Annotated in this window: 17 protein-coding genes; 7 read left to right on the forward strand and 10 right to left on the reverse strand. The window is 59.7% G+C overall.

The features are described 5' to 3' along the window. Positions 1 to 321: 321 nt before the first annotated feature. The 7 genes from rutG to rutA are packed head-to-tail and all read right to left on the reverse strand — an operon-like array spanning position 322 to position 5744. Entirely contained in the window at positions 322 to 1644 is a 1323-nt protein-coding gene (rutG, locus tag NKJ21_RS26950; protein WP_008805937.1) for a pyrimidine utilization transport protein G, read from the reverse strand. Positions 1645 to 1665: 21 nt separating this feature from the next. After that, positions 1666 to 2160: an NADH-dependent FMN reductase RutF gene (rutF, locus tag NKJ21_RS26955; RefSeq protein ID WP_012968592.1), complete on the reverse strand. Its 495-nt coding sequence runs from the start codon at positions 2158 to 2160 to the stop codon at positions 1666 to 1668. Between the two features lie 10 nt (positions 2161 to 2170). Beyond that, a complete protein-coding gene (locus NKJ21_RS26960) occupies positions 2171 to 2761 on the reverse strand; it encodes a malonic semialdehyde reductase (protein WP_012968591.1) in 591 nt (196 codons plus the stop codon). Further along, entirely contained in the window at positions 2761 to 3561 is an 801-nt protein-coding gene (gene rutD, locus NKJ21_RS26965) for a pyrimidine utilization protein D (RefSeq protein WP_038422325.1), read from the reverse strand. The genes NKJ21_RS26960 and rutD overlap by 1 nt, the downstream gene beginning before the upstream one ends. Beyond that, the gene (gene rutC, locus NKJ21_RS26970; protein WP_012542267.1) at positions 3558 to 3950 is read right to left on the reverse strand and encodes a pyrimidine utilization protein C; all 393 of its coding nucleotides are present in this window, start codon (positions 3948 to 3950) and stop codon (positions 3558 to 3560) included. The genes rutD and rutC overlap by 4 nt, the downstream gene beginning before the upstream one ends. Next, positions 3943 to 4653 (reverse strand): pyrimidine utilization protein B, encoded by a 711-nt coding sequence (gene rutB, locus NKJ21_RS26975; protein ID WP_008805941.1) that lies wholly within the window; start codon positions 4651 to 4653, stop codon positions 3943 to 3945. Before rutB ends, rutC begins: the two co-directional genes overlap by 8 nt. Continuing rightward, complete coding sequence (gene rutA, locus NKJ21_RS26980; protein ID WP_004204507.1) at positions 4653 to 5744, reverse strand: pyrimidine utilization protein A; 1092 nt, start codon at positions 5742 to 5744, stop codon at positions 4653 to 4655. Before rutA ends, rutB begins: the two co-directional genes overlap by 1 nt. Positions 5745 to 6029: 285 nt before the next feature. Here rutA and rutR point away from each other — a divergent pair, with 285 nt between their 5' ends. After that, entirely contained in the window at positions 6030 to 6668 is a 639-nt protein-coding gene (gene rutR / locus NKJ21_RS26985) for an HTH-type transcriptional regulator RutR (protein WP_004204508.1), read from the forward strand. On the opposite strand, the gene NKJ21_RS26990 is transcribed toward rutR, so the two are convergent. Both NKJ21_RS26990 and putA read right to left on the reverse strand, forming a co-directional pair. Continuing rightward, complete coding sequence (locus NKJ21_RS26990; RefSeq protein WP_023339876.1) at positions 6665 to 7060, reverse strand: lysozyme inhibitor LprI family protein; 396 nt, start codon at positions 7058 to 7060, stop codon at positions 6665 to 6667. The genes rutR and NKJ21_RS26990 overlap by 4 nt on opposite strands. 182 nt (positions 7061 to 7242) lie before the next feature. After that, complete coding sequence (gene putA, locus NKJ21_RS26995) at positions 7243 to 11205, reverse strand: trifunctional transcriptional regulator/proline dehydrogenase/L-glutamate gamma-semialdehyde dehydrogenase (RefSeq protein ID WP_110192766.1); 3963 nt, start codon at positions 11203 to 11205, stop codon at positions 7243 to 7245. A 421-nt stretch (positions 11206 to 11626) separates the two neighbouring features. Here putA and putP point away from each other — a divergent pair, with 421 nt between their 5' ends. Together putP and NKJ21_RS27005 are read left to right on the forward strand one after the other, a co-directional pair. Beyond that, the gene (gene putP, locus NKJ21_RS27000) at positions 11627 to 13135 is read left to right on the forward strand and encodes a sodium/proline symporter PutP (RefSeq protein ID WP_008805945.1); all 1509 of its coding nucleotides are present in this window, start codon (positions 11627 to 11629) and stop codon (positions 13133 to 13135) included. A 134-nt stretch (positions 13136 to 13269) separates the two neighbouring features. Continuing rightward, positions 13270 to 13704, forward strand: coding sequence for a DUF3574 domain-containing protein (locus NKJ21_RS27005; RefSeq protein WP_008805946.1), 435 nt, complete (start codon positions 13270 to 13272; stop codon positions 13702 to 13704). A gap of 31 nt (positions 13705 to 13735) precedes the next feature. Here NKJ21_RS27005 and NKJ21_RS27010 read toward each other — a convergent pair whose 3' ends face one another. Continuing rightward, positions 13736 to 14920 (reverse strand): NupC/NupG family nucleoside CNT transporter, encoded by a 1185-nt coding sequence (locus NKJ21_RS27010; protein ID WP_012968585.1) that lies wholly within the window; start codon positions 14918 to 14920, stop codon positions 13736 to 13738. A 270-nt stretch (positions 14921 to 15190) separates the two neighbouring features. Here NKJ21_RS27010 and efeU point away from each other — a divergent pair, with 270 nt between their 5' ends. The 4 genes from efeU to phoH all read left to right on the forward strand — a co-directional run bounded on the left by efeU (position 15191) and on the right by phoH (position 19781). Beyond that, positions 15191 to 16021: an iron uptake transporter permease EfeU gene (efeU, locus tag NKJ21_RS27015; protein WP_008805948.1), complete on the forward strand. Its 831-nt coding sequence runs from the start codon at positions 15191 to 15193 to the stop codon at positions 16019 to 16021. 51 nt (positions 16022 to 16072) lie between these two features. Continuing rightward, positions 16073 to 17200 carry an iron uptake system protein EfeO gene (gene efeO / locus NKJ21_RS27020; protein WP_012542259.1) on the forward strand — a complete coding sequence of 376 codons (1128 nt, stop codon included), beginning with the start codon at positions 16073 to 16075 and terminating at the stop codon, positions 17198 to 17200. Positions 17201 to 17204: 4 nt separating this feature from the next. Next, on the forward strand, positions 17205 to 18488 hold the full coding sequence (gene efeB, locus NKJ21_RS27025; protein ID WP_254733370.1) for an iron uptake transporter deferrochelatase/peroxidase subunit: 1284 nt from the start codon (positions 17205 to 17207) through the stop codon (positions 18486 to 18488). 504 nt (positions 18489 to 18992) lie between these two features. Continuing rightward, positions 18993 to 19781: a phosphate starvation-inducible protein PhoH gene (phoH, locus tag NKJ21_RS27030; RefSeq protein ID WP_002898923.1), complete on the forward strand. Its 789-nt coding sequence runs from the start codon at positions 18993 to 18995 to the stop codon at positions 19779 to 19781. Positions 19782 to 20149: the final 368 nt, after the last annotated feature.

Raw genomic sequence — 20149 nt, forward strand, 5'->3', positions numbered from 1 at the left:
CCGGGGGTACAGGGGGCGGCGGCGACTGGCCGCCCCCTGTGCGCTCCCTGCGCCAGGAGAGGCATAACGCAGAAGACCTATCGGGAGCGCCATCTGCCCGTAAATAACACAGAACAACCGTTTTGCCGGGGCGAAACCGTTGCAAACCGATAACCGTATCAAATTATCCAGCCCTGACGGTCAGTCGGCCCGCGTCAGCGCAGCGCCGCCGGGCAGTCAGGCTCCGTACCTGCGGCGGTGCCGGATGGCGGCATAAATGCCTTATCCGGCCTACAGGCTCACACCACCCAGGCCCACGCGCCAACGCGGCGCTAATGTGGCTTACACCGGCGTTACCCTGGCCTCCTTCGCCTCGCGCGTCCCGCGATGAAGCAGCGCGTGCAGCAGGATCGCCCCGAAGGTGGCCGTACCAATTCCGCCCAGCGTAAAGCCGCCCAGCGACAGCGCGAAATCGCCGGCGCCCAGCACCAGGGTCACCGACACCATGATCAAATTGCTGTTCTGGCTGAGGTCGACGCGGTTTTGTACCCAGATCCGCGCCCCGGCGACCGCGATCAGGCCAAAGACCACGATCGAGGCGCCGCCGATCACCGGCCCGGGAATGGTGTGGATTAATGCGCCAAACTTCGGCGAGAAGCCGAGCAGCATCGCGATCAGCGCCGCGGCGACAAAGACCAGCGTCGAGTAGACCTTGGTCACCGCCATGACGCCAATGTTCTCCGCATAGGTCGTGACCCCGCTGCCGCCCACCGAGCCGGAGAGCATGGTCGCCAGCCCGTCGCCGACGAAGGCGCGCCCCATGTACGGGTCCATATTGCGCCCGGTCATCCCGGCGACGGCCTTCAGGTGCCCGAGGTTCTCGGCCACCAGGATCACCGCGACCGGCGCAATCAACATCATCGCCTGACCGTTAAAGGATGGGGTGGTAAAGTGCGGCAGCCCGAACCACGCCGCCTGGGCGAGGGGGGAGAAGTCCAGCGGCTTGCCAAGGCCAAAGCCGTTAGCCAGCAGGGCGTACAGTGCGCAGGCGACGATCAGGCCGACCAGGATCAGCAGACGCTGCAGCATCCCGCGGGTAAATACCGCGACTATGCCGATGCAGAGCACGGTCAACACCGCCATCCAGCTGTCGAAGGCGCTGGCGGAGACGCTGCGCACGGCAATCGGCGCCAGGTTCAGGCCGATTGCCATCACCACCGCGCCGGTCACCACCGGCGGCATCAGGCGCTCGATCCAGCGGGTGCCGATCTTCATCACCACCAGACCAATCAGGGTGTAAACCAGCCCGCAGGCGATGATCCCGCCAAGGGCGACGCTCAGATGAGGGTTCAGCCCCTGGCCGTTAAAGCCGGTAATGGCGATCACCACCCCGACAAAAGCGGCGCTGGAGCCGAGATAGCTCGGCACCCGTCCGCCGGTGACGACAAAGAACAGCAGAGTGCCGACGCCCGACATCAGAATCGACAGGTTGGGGTCGAGCCCCATCAACAACGGCATCAGCACCGTCGCACCGAACATCGCAACGGCGTGCTGCACGCCCATCACCAGCGTTTGCCCGGCCGACAAGCGTTCATCGGGGGCGACAACGCCGGACTCAGCGGCGGGGGAGGTCAACTTCCAGCGAGGAAAATCGAAGAGTGCCATGATGATATCCCGGGTTAAAGGTTAACAAGCGGGTCGCATAAGCGTGTGATAACCGCGGTCAAACCACATCAGTCCCCGGGGCTCCGGGTGACGGGTAATGGCCACGACGTGACAAAACAGAATGTCGTGCGTCCCGACGCTGACGCGCTGGTCGATGCGGCAGTCAAAGCTGACCAGCGCCGCCTCCAGCCGCGGACAGCCGGTGGCGCCGGTCTGCCAGTCGGCGGCGGCAAAACGCTCGTCCATTGCCGTTTTACCGCCAAACAGCGTCGACAGGGCCTCCTGTCCCGCCGCCAGGGTATTGACGCACAGCGTGTGGTGTTCGCTGAACACCGGCCACACCGAGGCTGAGCGGTTCAGGCAGACCAGCAGGGTCGGCGGCGTATCGGTGACGCTGCAGACCGCGCTGGCGGTGAACCCCGCCCGGCCCGCCGGGCCATCGGTGGTAATAATGTTAACCGCGGCGCCGACGTGGGCCATGGCGTCACGAAAACTCGCTTTGTCCGCTAACTCCATCGCCAACTCCTTATGCCAGCAGGCAGGCTTCATCAAAGGACAGACGCGGCAGGCGACCATACAGCTTGCCGGGGTCGCCATAGCCGATGTTCACCAGCAGGTTGCTTTTCCAGCCGTTGTCGGCAAAAAACGCCGCGTCGACTTTTTCCCGGTCAAAACCGGACATCGGCCCGGTGTCGAGGCCCAGCGCGCGGCAGGCGAAAATCAGGTACGCCGCCTGCAGCGAGCTGTTGCGAAACGCGGTCTCTTCCGCCAGCTGCGGGCTGGAGGTAAACCAGCTGCGGGCGTCACCGTGGGGAAACAGGATCGGTAGCCGGTCGTAGAAGGCGCTATCCCATGCCACGATGGCGGTCACCGGCGCCTGCATGGTTTTCTGCAGATTGCCGCTGGAGAGCGTTGGGCGGAGCTTCTCTTTGCCTTCCGCGCTGCGGACGAACACGATGCGCGCTGGCGAACAGTTGGCGGAGGTGGGCCCCATTTTCATCAGGTCCCAGATGGCCTGCAGTTGCGCGTCGCTCACCGGCTTATCCAGCCAGCCGTTGTGGGTCCGGGCCTGGGTAAACAGCGTCTCGCAGGCCGTGTGGTTTATCGCATCGTTCATTAGATCTCCCTGGCGACCGGCAGCATAGCGGCCAGCCCGTCGCATAAAATGGTATTAAAGGTATCGGCGTCGGTGACGTTACAGGCATGGCCGCCCCACGGCATCTCCACACGCTGGCTGCCGGGGATCGCCGCCTGCAGCACGCGGGAGCAGGAGGCCGGGACCAGCAGGTCGTCAGCGGCGCTGACAATCAGCGTCGGGCAGGCGATGGCCGCAGCACGGCGTGAAAAATCAGCCTGCTTCAGGGCCTGCAGCCGCTTCAGCAGATTCTCTTTGCCCTGAAAATGGCTGATGGCAAGCGCATCTTCCGCTTCGAGGCGCGGCAGGCGCGCGGCCATCCATTCCGCCGGGTAGAGAAACAGTGGTTGCGCTTCAACCCACGCCTGCGCGCCGCCGGCATGCAGCAGACGCTCGCGCACCAGGAAGCAGCGGCGGGTGTGCGGCGACAGCGTCAGCCAGCCGTTGACCAGCACCAGGGCGCTCACCGCCTCGGGGCGATCGAGCGCCAGCTGCAGGCCAATCAGCGCCCCCAGGGCGTGGCCCACCAGCGCAAAGCGGGTGATCCCCGTCGCCTGCAGGGCGCTGAACAGCTCCTGGGCCATCGTCGCCATGCTGTAGTCGACGGGCAGCGGGCCGGCGTTTTCCCCGGTCCCGTTATGGTCATAACTCACCAGCTGATACTGTGCCTCCAGCGCCGCGCGCTGCGCCAGCCAGTAGCCGCCGCCGCCGCCTAAACCGGCGCTGAGGACCACCACCGGCGCGCCGGGCCATGGGGCTGGAGCAATATTGAGCCTCATCATGTCGGGGCGCCGATATGGGCGACGCTGGCGATTTCCACCAGCGCATCAGGCTTCACCAGTCCGCACTGAATGCAGAAGCGGGCCGGTTTATCGCCGGGGAAGAACTCGGCGTAGACCTCGTTAATCGCGGCGTAATTTGTCCAGTCGGTGATAAAGATGCTGTTGAAAGTCACATCCGCCATACTCCCGCCCGCCGTTTCGATAACGCTCTTGATGGTCTCCAGCACGTGGCGGGTTTGCGCCTTTGGGTCGCCGATGTGCACCACATTGTTTTGCTTATCAAACGGCAGGGTGCCTGAGACGTAGACCACCCCGTCGGCGAGCGTTCCCGGAACAAAGGGGGCAATCGGCGTGGTGGTGCCTGGCGGAATAATCACCTGTTTAGGCATAACGTTTCTCCTTGGCTAAAGACAGCGGGGTGGCGGGGGACAGCGCGTGGCAGAAGCTCTCGACGTCGCTGACCCAGCCGAAAAAGGTTTCAATATTGAACAGCGCCGCCTGCTGGGCGAAGGCCGGGCCGGCCTGATGGGTGGCATCCTCCAGCACGATGCCGAAGTATTCGAGAAAGAAGCCATCGCGCAGCGTCGATTCGACGCAGACGTTGGTGGCGATCCCGGTGAACACCAGGTGGCGTATGCCGCGGCTGCGTAAAATGCTGTCGAGCGGGGTGTTAAAGAAGCCGCTGTAACGCGGTTTCGGCAACACGATATCGCCTTCCTGCGGCGTCAGCTCATCCACCAGCTGATAATCCCAGCCGCCTTTCGCCAGCAGCTTGCCCTGCAGCTCCGGACGCTGACGCATCGTTTTCAGCGCGTTGGATTTGTGATAGTTCGGCGAGCCCGGGCCGCCAGCTTCAACATACTGGTCATCCCAGCCATTCTGGAACCAGATAATCAGCATGCCCGCGGCGCGGGCGGCGGCGACGGCGGTATTAATATTGTCGATAACCGGCCGGGTGGCGGAGACGTCAAAGCCGGCGAGATCCAGATAACCTCCCTGACTGGCGTAGGCATTCTGCATATCGACCACAATCAGCGCGCTCTGCTGCGGCGCGAAGGTCAGGGATTCCGGGCGAGCGGGAAGGGTAATCATCAGGCCACCTCACGGGTAACAGGAGCAATGTGGTCCCGGCAGCGCATCAGCGGCTGAATGCGTTCGCCAAAGGCGTCGATGCCGGCAAGAAAATCATCAAAGGTCAGCAGCACGCCGTCGGTGCCGGGCACGCTCGCCACTTCATCGAGCATCCGCGCGACGCTGGCATACGATCCGACAAGGGTGCCCATGTTAATGTTGACCGCCGAGGTGGGGTCGGCCATCTGGCGCACGTTGGTATCGCTGCCGGAGCGGGTGTCTTTCTGACTCTGCTCGGTGAGCCACGCCAGCGCTTCTTCATCGGCGCCCGCTTTGTAATGTTCCCATTTGGCGCGCGCCGCCTCGTCGGTTTCGTCGGCGATCACCATAAACAGCACATAGGACCCCACGTCGCGGCCGGTTTTTTCCGCCGCCTGCATCATGCGTGCGGCGGTTGGGGCAAAGGCCGTTGGCGTGTTGACTCCTTTGCCAAAGCAGAAGTTGTAGTCCGCGTGCTGGGCGGAGAAGGCCATACCGGCATCGCTCTGCCCGGCGCAGATCACCTTCATCGGCTGCGAAGGGCGCGGGCTGACCCGGCAGTCGTTCATGGTGAAGTAATCACCTTTGAAATCGCTGCGCCCGGTGCCCCACAGGTCACGGAGCACCTGAACGTATTCGGTGAGATAGTCATAGCGGCTGGCGAAATAGTCATCTCCCGGCCACATGCCCATCTGGTCATATTCCGGTTTTTGCCAGCCGGTCACCAGATTGACGCCAAACCGGCCGCCGGAGATGGAGTCGATAGTGGAGGCCATTCGGGCGACAATCGCCGGCGGCAGCGTCAGGGTGGCGGCGGTGGCGTAGATCTGGATCTTCGAGGTCACCGCGGCCAAGCCGGCCATCAGGGTGAAGGACTCCAGGTTGTGATCCCAGAATTCAGTTTTCCCGCCGAAGCCGCGCAGCTTGATCATGGAGAGCGCGAAGTCGAAATGGTAGTGCTCGGCCTTCTGCACGATAGCCTTATTCAGTTCGAAGGTCGGCATATACTGCGGGGCATGGGTGGAAATCAGCCAGCCGTTGTTGCCAATGGGAACGAAAACACCAATTTTCATACCTACCTCTCTGCAGTCATGGAAGATGGAGTTGCGGTGGTGCGGCATCCTGCCTCTCCCTGGACCACCTCGCAGAAGAGCTAAAGCAAACGCGATGCCAGTTTTATAAATGCTAATGTTATTAATGTGTTACTTTTGAGTTGCTAAAAAGGACGATAAAAAAGTGGACTGGATGGTCAAAATCAGTGCACGAAAAAACGGCAGTCATGCGCAATCAGGGTGCACGGGGTCGTGTCGGCGCGGGGCTTTTGCTATGCTGGTGGCGTCAACTGAAGGAGAGGATGTATGGCACAGGGCGCGGTGAAGAAAAACGGCAAACGTTCACAAGCGGTCAGCGCCAAAAAGGAGGCCATCCTGGCCGCCGCGCTGGAGGCATTTTCGCAATTTGGTATTCACGGTACGCGACTGGAGCAGGTGGCTGAGCGCGCCGGGGTATCGAAAACCAATCTGCTCTATTACTACCCTTCGAAAGAGGCGCTGTATGTGGCTGTCCTGCAGCAGATCCTCGCCATCTGGCTGGCGCCGCTGAAGGCGTTTCGTGAGGATATCAGCCCGCTGGTGGCGATCCGCGAATATATTCGCCTGAAGCTGGAGGTGTCCCGCGATCACCCCCAGGCCTCGAAGCTCTTCTGCCTCGAGATGCTGCAGGGGGCGCCGCTGCTGATGGGCGAACTGACCGGGGACCTGAAAGCGCTGGTCGATGAGAAATCGGCGATTGTCTCCGGCTGGATCGACCGCGGCAAGCTGGCGCCGGTCGATCCGCAGCATTTAATCTTTATGATCTGGGCCACCACCCAGCATTACGCCGACTTCGCCACCCAGGTGGAGGCGGTCACCGGCGCCACGCTGCAGGATGCGGCCTTTTTTGAACAAACGGTCGATAATGTCCAGCGGATGATTATCGAAGGCATTCGCGTCCGTTAATTGGCCGGCGGCAGTGGGCAGCTTTGATCGCCATCCTCGCACTGCAGCAGCGAGGCGAGGAAAGACTCCCGCTCCACGCTCTTATCGGTCATGCACTGGCTTACCAGCATCGGCTGCATGCTGCCGCCTTCGGCGCCGGACGCGAGAAAGGCGCAATCGGCGTCGCGCAGGGCGATCCATGCCTGCTGCGCCTGCTTCAGTAATGTTTGTTGCTTACCCACCGCCCGCTGCAGGGCATGCTGCCAGGTGTCATTCAGCTTTTTGTCGGCCGCCTGATACTGCGCGGCCGCGCACTGATTCATTTCGGTTTGGGTATTGGCGTTGCTGCACTCGTCCGCCAGCGCCGCGCCGCTGGCCAGCAGGGCCATCACGGCAAATAACGTGCGTTTCATTGTTCTGCTCCCATAAAAAAGGCTCCCGTCCGGGAGCCTTAATTAAACACAGCTGACGTCGGCTGTCATTAGCTGATCACAGCGCCGCTTTCCCGGATGGCGGCGCACAGCGCCTTATCCGGGCTACTCTTTGGCGGTGTTATGTAGCCCCGGTAAGCGCAGCGCCACCGGGGGCGCCTGTTTTAGCCGATGGTCATCAGGCTGGCGTTACCGCCTGCCGCCGCGGTGTTAACGCTCAGCGAGCGCTCAATATACAGCCGCTCCAGCAGCAGGTTGGTTTCGCCGCGGGCGAAGCCCTGCACCGAGACAATCGCCCCGTCGCGCGCCGCCACCTGCTCGCACAGCTCGCGCAGCTGGTCGGAATCGCCGTGGTAGATAACCGCGTCGAAGGCCTGGCCAGGTAACTGCTCCGCTTTGGCAAAGCGAATGCGCTCGCTGACCTCCCGAGGCAGCTTCTTCGCCAGATCGCGCTGCAGGGCGCTGTCCGGCCACAATACTTCACAACCCACCGCCAGCACAGCCGCCAGCTGGATCAGCGCATCCTGTTCATTATCCGCCACGCACAGCACGCGCTCGCGCGGCATCAGCGTCAGGGTATTGCGCTCGCCGGTTGGCCCCGGCAGCAGGCGTTGGGTGCCGCTTTGCGCCTGCTCGCTGTACTGCTGGCACAGCGCCTGCAGCTCAGGACGGCCCGCCGCCCACTGCTGCAGCGCCAGGAGTGGTTTTCCCAGCAGCGTTTTCAGCTGGGCGTCCAGCGGGCGCTCCGCATCCTGGCGGGCGAAGGTCACGCCAACCGCGTCCTGCGGACGGCTGGAGAGCAGACGGTACAGGTACAGCGGACCGCCGGCTTTCGGACCGGTACCGGACAACCCTTCGCCGCCGAACGGCTGCACGCCGACCACCGCGCCAACCATATTGCGGTTGACGTACAGGTTGCCCACCTTCGCGCTGCCGGTGACCTGGGCGATGGTCTCGTCGATGCGGGTATGCACGCCGAGCGTCAGGCCGTAGCCAGAGGCGTTAATCTGCTCCACCAGTTTGTCCAGCTCGTTACGGTTATAGCGCACCACGTGCAGCACCGGGCCGAAGACCTCTTTTTTCAGCTCGTCGAAGCTGTCGAGTTCGATAAGCGTCGGCGGCACGAAGGTTCCGTGGCGCCATTCGCGGGCGTCTTCGCTATTCTCGCGCACAGCCTGGTAGACGGTGCGGCCTTTGGCGCGCATCGCCTGAATATGGCGTTCAATATTCTCTTTCGCTTCCGTGTCGATAACCGGGCCGATATCGGTGGTCAGCCGGCCCGGATTGCCCATCCGGCACTCGCTCATGGCGCCGCGCAGCATGGTCAACGTATGGTCGGCGACCTCTTCCTGCAGGCAGAGGACGCGCAGGGCGGAGCAGCGCTGGCCGGCGCTGTCGAACGCGGAAGCCAGGACGTCGATCACCACCTGCTCGGTCAGCGCCGACGAGTCGACGATCATCGCGTTCATCCCGCCGGTTTCGGCGATCAGCGGCGTCGGGCGACCCTGGGGATCGAGGCGGCTGGCAATATTACGCTGCAGCAGCGTCGCCACTTCGGTGGAGCCGGTGAACATCACGCCGCGTACGCGCTCATCGGAGGTTAGCGCGGCGCCCACGGTCTCCCCGCGGCCCGGCAACAGTTGAATAACGCCCGGCGGCACGCCGGCCTCCAGCAGAATCGCCACGCCCTGGGCGGCGATAAGCGGCGTCTGCTCGGCTGGTTTCGCCAGCACGCTGTTGCCGGCCGCCAGCGCGGCGGCAATCTGGCCGGTGAAGATCGCCAGCGGGAAGTTCCACGGGCTGATACAGACCACCGGGCCCAGCGGGCGGTGGGTTTCATTATCGAAATCGTCGCGCACCTGGCCGGCATAATAGTGCAGGAAGTCGACGGCTTCGCGTACTTCGGCGATGGCGTTGCTGAAGGTTTTACCCGCCTCGCGCACCAGGATCCCCATCAGGGTGGGCATCTGGCTTTCCATCAGCACCGCGGCGCGCTCAAGAATGGCGGCGCGCTCCTGCGGCGGGGTGGCGAACCAGATCGGCGCATTGTTGATAGCGCTGGTCAGCGCCTGCTGCACTTCGGCGTCGCTGGCTTCGCGGACGTAGCCGACGATATCTTTCGGCTCTGCCGGGTTAACCACCGGCTGCATCTCGCCTTCGGCCACTGGCTGCTCCAGCATCGGCAATGCCTGCCATTTATGCAGGGCGCTGTTGAGCAGGGAAGAGGAGAGGGAGGCCAGACGGTGCTCGTTCGCCAGATCGAGACCGGCGGAGTTGCTGCGGCCGCTGCCGTAGAGATCGCGCGGCAGCGGGATTTTCGGATGCGGCAGGCCGGCCTGGCCTTCCTGCTGCGCCAGTTTTTCTACCGCGCTGACCGGGTCGGCCACCAGCTCGTCCAGCGGCAGGGTATTGTCCGCGATACGGTTGACGAAAGAGGTATTGGCGCCGTTTTCCAGCAGACGGCGCACCAGATACGCCAGCAGCGTTTCGTGGGTGCCCACCGGGGCGTAGATCCGGCACGGCCGGTTCAGTTTGCCGTCGGCGACTTTGCCCACCACCTGCTCGTACAGCGGTTCGCCCATGCCGTGCAGGCACTGGAACTCATACTGGCCCGGGTAGTAGTTCTGGCCCGCCAGCTGGTAGATAGCCGCCAGGGTATGGGCGTTGTGGGTAGCGAACTGCGGGTAAATCAGGTTCGGCACCGCCAGTAGCTTCTTCGCGCAGGCGAGGTAGGAGACGTCGGTGTAAACCTTGCGGGTATAGACCGGATAGCCTTCGAGGCCTTCCATCTGCGCGCGTTTGATTTCGCTATCCCAGTAGGCGCCTTTCACCAGACGGATCATCAGGCGACGGCGGCTGCGGGTGGCGAGGTCAATCAGGTAATCAATAACAAACGGACAGCGCTTCTGGTAGGCCTGAATAACAAAGCCGATGCCGTTCCAGCCGGCCAGCTCCGGTTCGAAGCACAGTTTTTCCAGCAGATCGAGGGAGATCTCCAGACGATCGGCCTCTTCGGCGTCGATGTTGATGCCGATGTCGTACTGGCGCGCCAGCAGGGTCAGCGATTTCAGACGCGGGTAAAGCTCTTCCATCACCCGGTCATACTGCGCGCGGCTGTAGCGCGGGTGCAGCGCGGAGAGCTTAATGGAGATGCCCGGCCCTTCATAAATGCCGCGGCCGTTGGAGGCTTTGCCGATGGCGTGGATCGCCTGCTGATAAGAGACCATATAGGCCTGAGCGTCGGCGGCGGTCAGCGCCGCTTCGCCGAGCATATCGTAGGAGTAGCGGAACCCTTTTTCTTCCAGCTTGCGGGCGTTAGCCAGCGCTTCGGCGATGGTTTCGCCGGTGACGAACTGCTCGCCCATCAGGCGCATCGCCATATCCACGCCCTTGCGGATCAGCGGTTCGCCGCTCTTACCGATGATGCGGTTCAGGGAGCGGGAGAGGCTGGTCTCGTTATGGGTCGACACCAGTTTCCCGGTAAACAGCAGCCCCCAGGTGGCGGCGTTGACGAACAACGACGGGCTGCGGCCGATGTGCGACTGCCAGTTGCCGTTGCTGATTTTGTCGCGGATCAGCGCATCGCGGGTGGCTTTATCCGGAATACGCAGCAGGGCTTCCGCCAGGCACATCAGCGCCACCCCTTCCTGTGAGGAGAGGGAGAACTCCTGCAGCAGACTCTGCACCATGCCGGCGCGGCCGCTGGCGGTCTTCTGGTTGCGCAGTTTTTCCGCCAGCTGATACGCCAGCTTGTGCGCCTGTTCGCCCAGCGACTGCGGCAGTCGGGCCTGTTCCAGCAGCATCGGTACCGCGTCGGTTTCCGGACGTCGCCAGGCGGCGGTGATCGCTGCGCGGCTCACCGACTGCGGCAGGATCTGCTCGGCAAATTCGAGGAACGGTTGATACGGCTCTTCCGCCGGTGAACCCGCTTCATCGCTTTCATTGGCGGCGCCGTTCAGAAGCGCCGGCAGCTCAGGCAGCGTCTCATCGTTTTCCAGCTTTTCCAGATAATTGAAGATGGCCTGTTTAATCAGCCAGTGCGGCGTGCGGTCAATACGGCTCGCGGCGGACTTAATGCGCTCGCGAGTTGCGTCGTCAAGCTTAACACCCATGGTGGTGGTGCCCATGCTCAAAACTCCTGTCATTTATCGTTAGGCTTATGCGGTTGCATGGAAATATCCACTATGTTGCAACTTTGTGCAACCTTGTTAATTATGGCTTGTGACGCAAGCCGTGAAATGGCGGATTTGTTAAAAATAATGCCTAAAATAGCAGAATTTTAACCCCGTGCTCATAGGGTATTTGTATGCGTGAGTTAACACTTTTGTTTGGTGCAACCTTTAAAAACGTGAGAGAGTGCAACCTCTAAAAAAATGACGTTTTGCGCTGTCGGGTTTTCGTGTAAATGCTGTGTTAAATCATTTGTGCAAAACCGAAGCTTCCGTCAGGATACGGTCGCCCAATTAAACAACGCACCATTACCCCGTTCCGGTAGTGGAAAAAAACGACGAAGCGGGATGCTGTCGATAAAAATTCTGGAGACTTTGCATGGCTATTAGCACACCGATGCTGGTGACATTTATTGTTTATATTTTTGGTATGGTTTTAATAGGGTTTATAGCCTGGCGTTCGACCAAAAACTTTGATGATTATATTCTCGGGGGGCGGAGTCTGGGGCCATTTGTGACCGCGCTTTCCGCCGGCGCCTCGGATATGAGCGGCTGGCTGCTGATGGGCCTGCCGGGCGCCATTTTTCTCTCCGGGATTTCCGAAAGCTGGATTGCCATTGGCTTAACGCTGGGGGCGTGGATTAACTGGAAGCTGGTAGCCGGGCGCCTGCGCGTGCATACCGAGGTGAATAATAACGCCCTGACGCTGCCCGATTATTTTACCGGCCGTTTTGAAGATAAAAGCCGGGTGCTGAGAATTATTTCAGCGCTGGTTATTCTGCTGTTCTTTACCATCTATTGTGCATCGGGAATTGTGGCGGGGGCGCGTCTGTTTGAAAGCACCTTCGGCATGAGTTATGAAACCGCACTGTGGGCCGGGGCGGCGGCGACGATTATCTATACCTTCGTCGGCGGTTTCCTCGCCGTCAGCTGGACCGACACCGTGCAGGCCAGCCTGATGATTTTTGCCCTGATCCTCACCCCGGTGATCGTGATTATTTCCGTCGGCGGCTTTGGGGATTCGCTGGAAGTCATTAAGCAAAAGAGCATCGAAAATATCGACATGCTCAAGGGGCTGAACTTCGTGGCAATTATTTCGCTGATGGGCTGGGGGCTGGGCTATTTCGGTCAGCCGCATATTCTGGCGCGCTTTATGGCGGCGGATTCGCACCACAGTATCGTTCATGCTCGTCGCATCAGTATGACCTGGATGATCCTGTGCCTGGCGGGCGCGGTGGCGGTCGGCTTCTTTGGGATTGCCTACTTCAATAACAACCCGAGCCTGGCGGGCGCGGTTAATCAGAATGCCGAGCGCGTGTTTATCGAACTGGCGCAAATCCTGTTTAACCCGTGGATTGCCGGGATCCTGTTGTCGGCGATTCTGGCGGCGGTGATGTCCACCCTGAGCTGTCAGTTGCTGGTCTGCTCCAGCGCAATCACCGAAGATCTGTATAAAGCCTTCCTGCGTAAAAACGCCGGCCAGAAAGAGCTGGTGTGGGTGGGGCGAATGATGGTGCTGGTGGTTGCCCTGGTGGCGATTGCCCTGGCGGCCAATCCGGAAAACCGCGTGCTGGGACTGGTGAGCTACGCCTGGGCTGGCTTCGGCGCCGCCTTTGGTCCGGTGGTGCTGTTCTCGGTGATGTGGTCGCGCATGACCCGTAACGGCGCGCTGGCCGGGATGGTGATTGGCGCCCTGACCGTGATCGTCTGGAAGCAGTTTGGCTGGCTGGGCCTGTATGAAATTATTCCGGGCTTTATCTTCGGTAGCCTGGGGATTGTGGTCTTTAGCCTGCTGGATAAAGCGCCGTCGGCCAGCATGCAGCAGCGCTTCGCCGAAGCGGATGCCCATTATCATACGCCGCCGCCGGTACGCGCCACGGCTGAGTAAGGTCATCTGACGCTCACGAGCCCGCCGTTGGCGGGCTTTTTTTTGCCTGTTGCCGGGCCGGAATATTATAACCCTTGCTAATTATTTGAGAATCCGCTGATATTTCCTGACTAATAACAATGAGGATAGCAAAGATGACGTTCAGACAGGGTGCAATGGCGCTGGTGCTGGCAGGGTTACTCAGCGGCTGCGTGGCGGGTGGAAGTTCGTCGACCCGCGCGCCGAAGCCCGGCGCCTGCCCGGCGGATCGGTCCATGGTGCAAACCACGCTTTATTTCGGCCTGAGCCGCCCGGCGGGGAAAGACATCACTGCTGAAGAGTGGCAACAGTTTGTCGACCGCGACGTCACGCCGCGCTTTCGCGATGGGCTGACGGTGTTTGATGCTCGCGGCCAGTGGCTTGGCCAGAATGGTCAGGTGGTGCGGGAGCAGAGTAAGGCGCTGATGGTGATCCATGGCAACGATGCGCAGAGCGAGGCCGGTATTGAAGCCCTGCGCCAGGGCTATAAATCACGCTTCGCGCAGGAGTCGGTGATGCGTGTCGACCAGCCGGTCTGCGTGCAGTTCTGAGTAAACGGCGGGGGCAGCCCCGCCGTTTGTCTTACAGCACCAGCCCGGCGAAGCTGGCGGAAAGCAGGCTCACCAGCGTGGCGCTATACACCAGCCGCAGGCCGAAGCGGGAGACGATATTGCCCTGCGGTTCATTCAGGCCTTTGATCGCCCCGGCGATAATGCCGATCGAGGCAAAGTTGGCAAACGACACCAGGAAGACCGAGAGAATGCCGAGCCCGCGCGGCGTCATGCTGGCGGCAATCTTTTGCAGCTCAATCATCGCCACAAATTCGTTAGCGACCAGTTTGGTGGCCATGATGCTGCCGGCGTTCAGCGCATCGCTCAGCGGGATACCGATAAGCCAGGCCAGCGGATAGAAGACGTAGCCGAGGATCTGCTGGAAGCTGAGACCAAACAGGGTAGCGAACAGCGCGTTAATGGCGCTGATCAGGGCGATAAAGCCGATCAGCATCGCCAGAATAATCATCGCCACTTTAAAGCCGGCCAGAATATATTCCCCGAGCATTTCAAAGAAACTCTGCGATTCGTGCAGCTTCTCGAGTTTTATTTCCTGCTCGCTGTCCGGCCGCGTCGGGTTAATCACCGACAGCACGATAAAGGTGCTGAACATATTCAGGATCAGCGCCGCGACGACATATTTGGCATCCAGCATGGTCATATAGGCGCCGACGATCGACAGTGACACGGTCGACATGGCCGTCGCCGCCATGGTGAACAGACGCCGTGAGGAGAGGTCGCCCAGCACGCCTTTGTAGGCGATGAAGTTTTCCGACTGGCCGAGGATCAGCGAACTGACGGCGTTGAAAGATTCCAGCTTACCCATGCCGTTTACCTTCGACAGCAGGGTACCGATGACACGAATGAAAATCGGCAGGATCCGCCAGTGCTGAAGAATACCAATCAGCGCGGAAATAAACACAATCGGACACAGGACGCCCAGGAAAATAAAGGCTAACCCTTTTTCGCTCATGCCGCCAAAGACGAAATTGGTCCCTTCGGCGGCAAAGCCTAACAGTGAAGCAAAAAAGCCGGAGATATTTTTCACCAGCCACAGGCCGCTTTCTGCGTGCAGGAAAAAGAAGGCGAGCGCTATTTCGATAATAATCAACTGGAGAATGTAACGAATACGAATATTTTGTCTGTCGTAGCTGACAAGCCAGGCCAGGGCGAGGATCACCACCAGCGCCAGCAGGAAATGAAAAAATGCAGTCATGTTGTTCTTTTCGCAGGTCAATAAGGCCGCCATTTAGCCATAGCCGCCGCCACGGGTAAATATCTGGCGTAAAAAATCCTTTGCTTATTCTTTTCCCTCATAACAGGCGAATATTTTCGTAAGTCATTATTTGCCAGCGATTTATTTACAGATAGTCATCATTCTCTAAACATTTCGCTTGTGTTTCTGAGTATTGTAATGATAATCACTATCATAAATATTACCTGTTTTTGCATTCGTTGACGGTGCTTTACATTTAAGGGTATTGGCATGTTTGTCCCATTTCTCATTATGTTACGCGAAGGCCTTGAGGCGGCGCTGATTGTCAGCCTGATCGCCAGCTATCTGAAACGCACCCAGCGCGGCAACTGGATTGGCGTGATGTGGATTGGCGTGATCCTCGCGGCGGCGCTGTGTCTTGGCTTAGGCATTTTTATCAACGAAACCACCGGGGAATTTCCTCAGCGCGAACAGGAGTTGTTCGAGGGGATCGTCGCGGTCATCGCGGTAGTGATCCTGACGTGGATGGTCTTCTGGATGCGCAATGTCTCGCGCAACGTTAAACAGCAACTGGAGCAGGCCGTGGACAAGGCGCTGCAGCGCGGTAATCACCATGGCTGGGCGCTGGTGATGATGGTCTTTTTCGCCGTTGCCCGTGAGGGGCTGGAGTCGGTCTTCTTTCTGCTGGCGGCATTCCAGCAGGATGTCGGCATCTGGCCGCCGCTGGGGGCGCTGCTGGGCCTGGCCACGGCAATCGTGCTGGGCTTCCTGCTCTACTGGGGCGGTATCCGCCTTAACCTCGGCGTGTTCTTCAAATGGACCAGCCTGTTTATTCTGCTGGTGGCCGCTGGCCTGGCCGCGGGGGCGATCCGCGCCTTCCACGAGGCTGGCCTGTGGAACCTGTTCCAGGATACGGCCTTCGATCTGAGCAACGTGCTGTCGACGCATACGCTGTTCGGCACACTGCTTGAAGGGATCTTCGGCTACCAGGAGACCCCGAGCGTTAGCGAAGTGGCGGTCTATCTGCTTTATCTGATCCCGGCGCTGGTGCTGTTTGCCCTGCCGCCGCGGAATAATACCACTGCCTCGCGGGCTGCCTGACCGGGCGCTGCGAGCTTATAAGCGACACTCTACTTACCGAAAGGGATGATCATGATGATTCATTTTCGCCGTAATGCGCTGCGGGCGACCGTGGCCGCGCTGCTCAGCTCTGCATTGGGTGCTCAGGCTGCGGATATCCCGCAGGTCAAAGTCACCGTCAACGACAAGCAGTGCGAGCCGATGCAGGTGACCGTTAAAGCGGGTAAAACCCAGTTTATTATTCAGAACCATAGCCAGAAAGCGCTGGAGTGGGAAATTCTGAAAGGGGTCATGGTGGTAGAAGAGCGTGAGAACATCGCGCCGGGCTTTACCCAAAAGCTCACCGCTAACCTGCAGCCAGGCGAATATGATATGACCTGCGGCCTGCTCACCAACCCGAAAGGGAAACTGATTGTCACCGGCGAAGCAACCAAAGACGCGGCGAAAGCGGATGCGGTGTTGAGCCTCGGCGACGCGATCACCGCTTATAAGGCCTATGTGACGGCGGAAACCGCGCAGCTGGTCAGCGGCACCAAAGCCTTTACCGACGCGGTGAAAGCGGGCGATATCGAAAAAGCGAAAGCGCTGTACGCCCCGACGCGCCAGCATTACGAGCGCATTGAGCCGATTGCCGAGCTGTTCTCTGACCTTGACGGCAGCATCGACGCCCGCGAAGACGACTTCGAGAAAAAAGCGGAAGATCCGAAATTCACCGGTTTCCACCGTCTGGAAAAGGCGCTGTTTGGCGATAACAGCGTCAAGGGCATGGGAAAATATGCCGATCAGCTGAACAGCGATGTGCTGGAGCTGCAAAAACGCATCAGCGAGCTGGCGTTCCCGCCGTCAAAAGTGGTGGGCGGGGCGGCAGGATTAATTGAGGAAGTCGCAGCCAGCAAGATCAGCGGCGAAGAAGATCGTTACAGCCACACCGACCTGTGGGACTTCCAGGCCAACATTGACGGCGCACAGAAAATCGTCGACCTGCTGCGTCCGCAGCTACAAAAAGAGAACAGCGCGCTGCTGGCGAAAGTGGACGCCAACTTTAAGAAAGTGGACAGCATCCTCAGCAAATATCGCACCAAAGACGGTTTCGAGACCTACGATAAGCTGACCACCGCTGACCGTAATGCGCTGAAAGGGCCGATCACCACCCTGGCGGAAGATCTGGCTCAGCTGCGCGGGATCCTGGGTCTGGACTAAGTCGATGGCACAACAGAAACCCCACGACGTGAACGAGCCGTCACGTCGTCGCTTACTGAAAGGGATCGGCGCGCTTGGCGGCGCGCTGGCCATCACCGGCGGCTGCCCGGTGGCGCATGCGGCAAAAGCAGAAAGTTCCCCCGGGACGCTCACACCCGACGCCCGTCAGGAAAAACAGCCCTTCTACGGCCCGCATCAGGCGGGCATCCTGACGCCGCAGCAGGCCTCGATGATGCTGGTGGCGTTCGATGTGCTGGCGTCAGATAAAGCTGACCTCGAGCGTCTGTTTCGGCTGCTGACCCAGCGTATCGCCTTTTTAACCCAGGGCGGCCCGGCGCCGGATACGCCGAATCCCCGGCTGCCGCCGATGGATTCCGGCATCTTAGGGGCGTGGATTGCACCGGATAACCTGACCATGACCGTCTCGGTTGGCCATTCACTGTTTGATGAGCGTTTTGGCCTGGCGGATAAAGCGCCGAAAAAACTGCAGCCGATGACCCGCTTCCCCAACGATTCACTGGATGCCGCCCTGTGCCATGGCGACCTGCTGCTGCAGATCTGCGCCAATACTCAGGATACGGTGATCCACGCCCTGCGCGATGTCATCAAACATACGCCGGATCTGCTGAGTGTGCGCTGGAAGCGGGAAGGGTTTATCTCCGACAGCGCGGCGCGCAGTAAAGGCAAAGATACCCCGATCAACCTGCTGGGATTCAAGGACGGCACCGCTAACCCGCCGAGCCACGACAGCGCGCTGATGGATAAAGTCGTGTGGGTGACAGCCGATCAGGACGAGCCGGCCTGGACCGTGGGCGGCAGCTATCAGGCGGCGCGAATTATCCAGTTTCACGTGGAGTTCTGGGATCGGACGCCGCTCAAGGAGCAGCAGACGATCTTTGGCCGCGACAAGCACAGCGGTGCGCCGCTGGGGATGAAAAACGAACACGATACCCCGGATTACAGTAAAGATCCTGGCGGCGAAGTCATTGCGCTGGATAGCCATATTCGTCTGGCCAATCCTCGCACGCCGGAAACCCAGTCCAGCCTGATGATGCGCCGCGGCTACAGCTATTCGCTGGGCGTCACTAACGCCGGACAACTGGATATGGGGCTGTTATTCGTTTGCTATCAGCACGATCTGGAAAAGGGTTTTCTGACGGTGCAGAAACGGCTTAACGGCGAGGCGCTGGAGGAGTACGTCAAACCCATCGGCGGGGGCTACTTCTTTGTTTTACCCGGCGTAGTGGATGAAAAACACTATCTGGGAGAGTCGCTGCTGCAGGCCTGATACCGACCCTGTCCGTGAGGGCAGGGCGTTTTCTGCTGTTTTTCTCTTTTTTATTATATTTCCTGCCATGTGTTATATTTCTGTAATACAAATGACCGATAGTCTCCTACACTTGCTTAAGAACTATTTGTTGCGTCATTGTGAAAAATAAGTTGCATTAAGAATCTTTTTTGATGTACTTATTACATACGCGGTAGTTCCCGGCAGTGTGACGTTTCACTATGGAGATCGCGAATGGTAAGGTCCCGTACCGGACAACGTAAAACCACAGACCGTACTCTTCAGCACGGAAGCCCCGCTTCCGGCAGCGATTTTCTTACTCTTTCTCCCTCCGCTTCGAATTATTACCACCTTGGCAGGGTACGCGGTGCGCGTAGCCGCGACTCGTTGTCAGTTCTACCGGCAAGCAATGGCTTACAAGGAAGCCAAACCTCAATCGTTCGTGCGCATAGTCGCGTCGATGTTGACGCGTGTGATGTAAACCTACAACGCAAGGTGCTATCCATGGGAAGACAAAAAGCAGTGATCAAAGCTCGTCGTGAAGCAAAACGTGTGCTGAGACGGGATTCACGTAGCCATAAACAGCGTGAAGAAGAATCGGTCACATCGCTTGTGCAAATGAGTGGCGTAGAAGCAATTGGCATGGCGCGGGACAGCCGTGATACTTCCCCAATTGAGGCGCGCAATGAAGCTCAGGCGCATTATCTGAATGCCATCGACAATAAACAGCTGATTTTCGCCACCGGCGAAGCCGGATGCGGCAAGACCTGGATCAGTGCGGCGAAGGCAGCTGAAGCGCTGATCCATAAGGATGTGGACAGAATTATTGTTACCCGTCCCGTTCTGCAGGCCGATGAAGATCTTGGCTTCTTACCGGGAGATATCGCCGAGAAGTTCGCGCCCTATTTCCGACCGGTTTACGATGTGCTGGTGAAAAGGTTGGGGGCTTCCTTTATGCAGTACTGCCTGCGTCCGGAAATCGGCAAGGTGGAAATCGCGCCGTTCGCCTATATGCGCGGACGTACCTTTGAAAATGCGGTGGTGATTCTGGACGAGGCCCAGAACGTGACCGCTGCGCAAATGAAGATGTTTTTAACCCGCCTCGGGGAGAACGTGACGGTCATCGTCAATGGCGATATCACCCAGTGCGATTTGCCCTCTGGTGTGAGATCTGGCCTGAGTGATGCGCTGGCGCGTTTTGAGGAAGACGAGATGATCGGCATCGTGCGTTTCACCACCGATGACTGCGTGCGCTCGGCTCTCTGCCAGCGGACGCTGAAAGCCTATTATTAATCGTCATACTGTGAGCAAGGCCCGGGCTAGCCCGGGCTTTGTTGTTTTTGGGCATCCTCCCGGCGGCGCTGCGCTTAGCCGGGCTACCTGGCGGGTACGGTCTGGTAGCCGGGGGAGGCATTGCTGCCGACCCCGGGGATGTCTGCGGTGCCACAAGCGAAAAAAAAGCCCGTACATGCGTACGAGCTCTTCTTAAAATATGGCGGTGAGGGGGGATTGACTCGCTTCGCTCGCCGTTACTCGGCCCATCCATGGGCCTCGCCCCTGCGGGGCCAACGCAGGCGTTGTTCAAAAACGCTCCCGGCGTTTTTGTCGGGGCAGCCCGCTCGCAGGCTCGCGGTCTGTCCAACTGGCGTTGCCAGTTGTCG

This window comes from Klebsiella sp. SWET4 (genome assembly GCF_024296565.1).
Taxonomy (GTDB): domain Bacteria; phylum Pseudomonadota; class Gammaproteobacteria; order Enterobacterales; family Enterobacteriaceae; genus Klebsiella; species Klebsiella variicola.

What these genes read in the sequence shown, in the direction of transcription:
- efeU (WP_008805948.1), top strand. Translation starts at nt 15,191, where the DNA reads ATGTTTGTCCCATTTCTCATTATGTTACGCGAAGGCCTTGAGGCGGCG.
- rutF (WP_012968592.1), bottom strand. Translation starts at nt 2,160, where the DNA reads ATGGAGTTAGCGGACAAAGCGAGTTTTCGTGACGCCATGGCCCACGTC.
- efeB (WP_254733370.1), top strand. Translation starts at nt 17,205, where the DNA reads ATGGCACAACAGAAACCCCACGACGTGAACGAGCCGTCACGTCGTCGC.
- rutA (WP_004204507.1), bottom strand. Translation starts at nt 5,744, where the DNA reads ATGAAAATTGGTGTTTTCGTTCCCATTGGCAACAACGGCTGGCTGATT.
- putP (WP_008805945.1), top strand. Translation starts at nt 11,627, where the DNA reads ATGGCTATTAGCACACCGATGCTGGTGACATTTATTGTTTATATTTTT.
- rutG (WP_008805937.1), bottom strand. Translation starts at nt 1,644, where the DNA reads ATGGCACTCTTCGATTTTCCTCGCTGGAAGTTGACCTCCCCCGCCGCT.
- NKJ21_RS27005 (WP_008805946.1), top strand. Translation starts at nt 13,270, where the DNA reads ATGACGTTCAGACAGGGTGCAATGGCGCTGGTGCTGGCAGGGTTACTC.
- rutB (WP_008805941.1), bottom strand. Translation starts at nt 4,653, where the DNA reads ATGATTACCCTTCCCGCTCGCCCGGAATCCCTGACCTTCGCGCCGCAG.
- rutC (WP_012542267.1), bottom strand. Translation starts at nt 3,950, where the DNA reads ATGCCTAAACAGGTGATTATTCCGCCAGGCACCACCACGCCGATTGCC.
- efeO (WP_012542259.1), top strand. Translation starts at nt 16,073, where the DNA reads ATGATGATTCATTTTCGCCGTAATGCGCTGCGGGCGACCGTGGCCGCG.
- rutR (WP_004204508.1), top strand. Translation starts at nt 6,030, where the DNA reads ATGGCACAGGGCGCGGTGAAGAAAAACGGCAAACGTTCACAAGCGGTC.
- phoH (WP_002898923.1), top strand. Translation starts at nt 18,993, where the DNA reads ATGGGAAGACAAAAAGCAGTGATCAAAGCTCGTCGTGAAGCAAAACGT.
- rutD (WP_038422325.1), bottom strand. Translation starts at nt 3,561, where the DNA reads ATGATGAGGCTCAATATTGCTCCAGCCCCATGGCCCGGCGCGCCGGTG.
- putA (WP_110192766.1), bottom strand. Translation starts at nt 11,205, where the DNA reads ATGGGCACCACCACCATGGGTGTTAAGCTTGACGACGCAACTCGCGAG.
- NKJ21_RS26960 (WP_012968591.1), bottom strand. Translation starts at nt 2,761, where the DNA reads ATGAACGATGCGATAAACCACACGGCCTGCGAGACGCTGTTTACCCAG.
- NKJ21_RS26990 (WP_023339876.1), bottom strand. Translation starts at nt 7,060, where the DNA reads ATGAAACGCACGTTATTTGCCGTGATGGCCCTGCTGGCCAGCGGCGCG.
- NKJ21_RS27010 (WP_012968585.1), bottom strand. Translation starts at nt 14,920, where the DNA reads ATGACTGCATTTTTTCATTTCCTGCTGGCGCTGGTGGTGATCCTCGCC.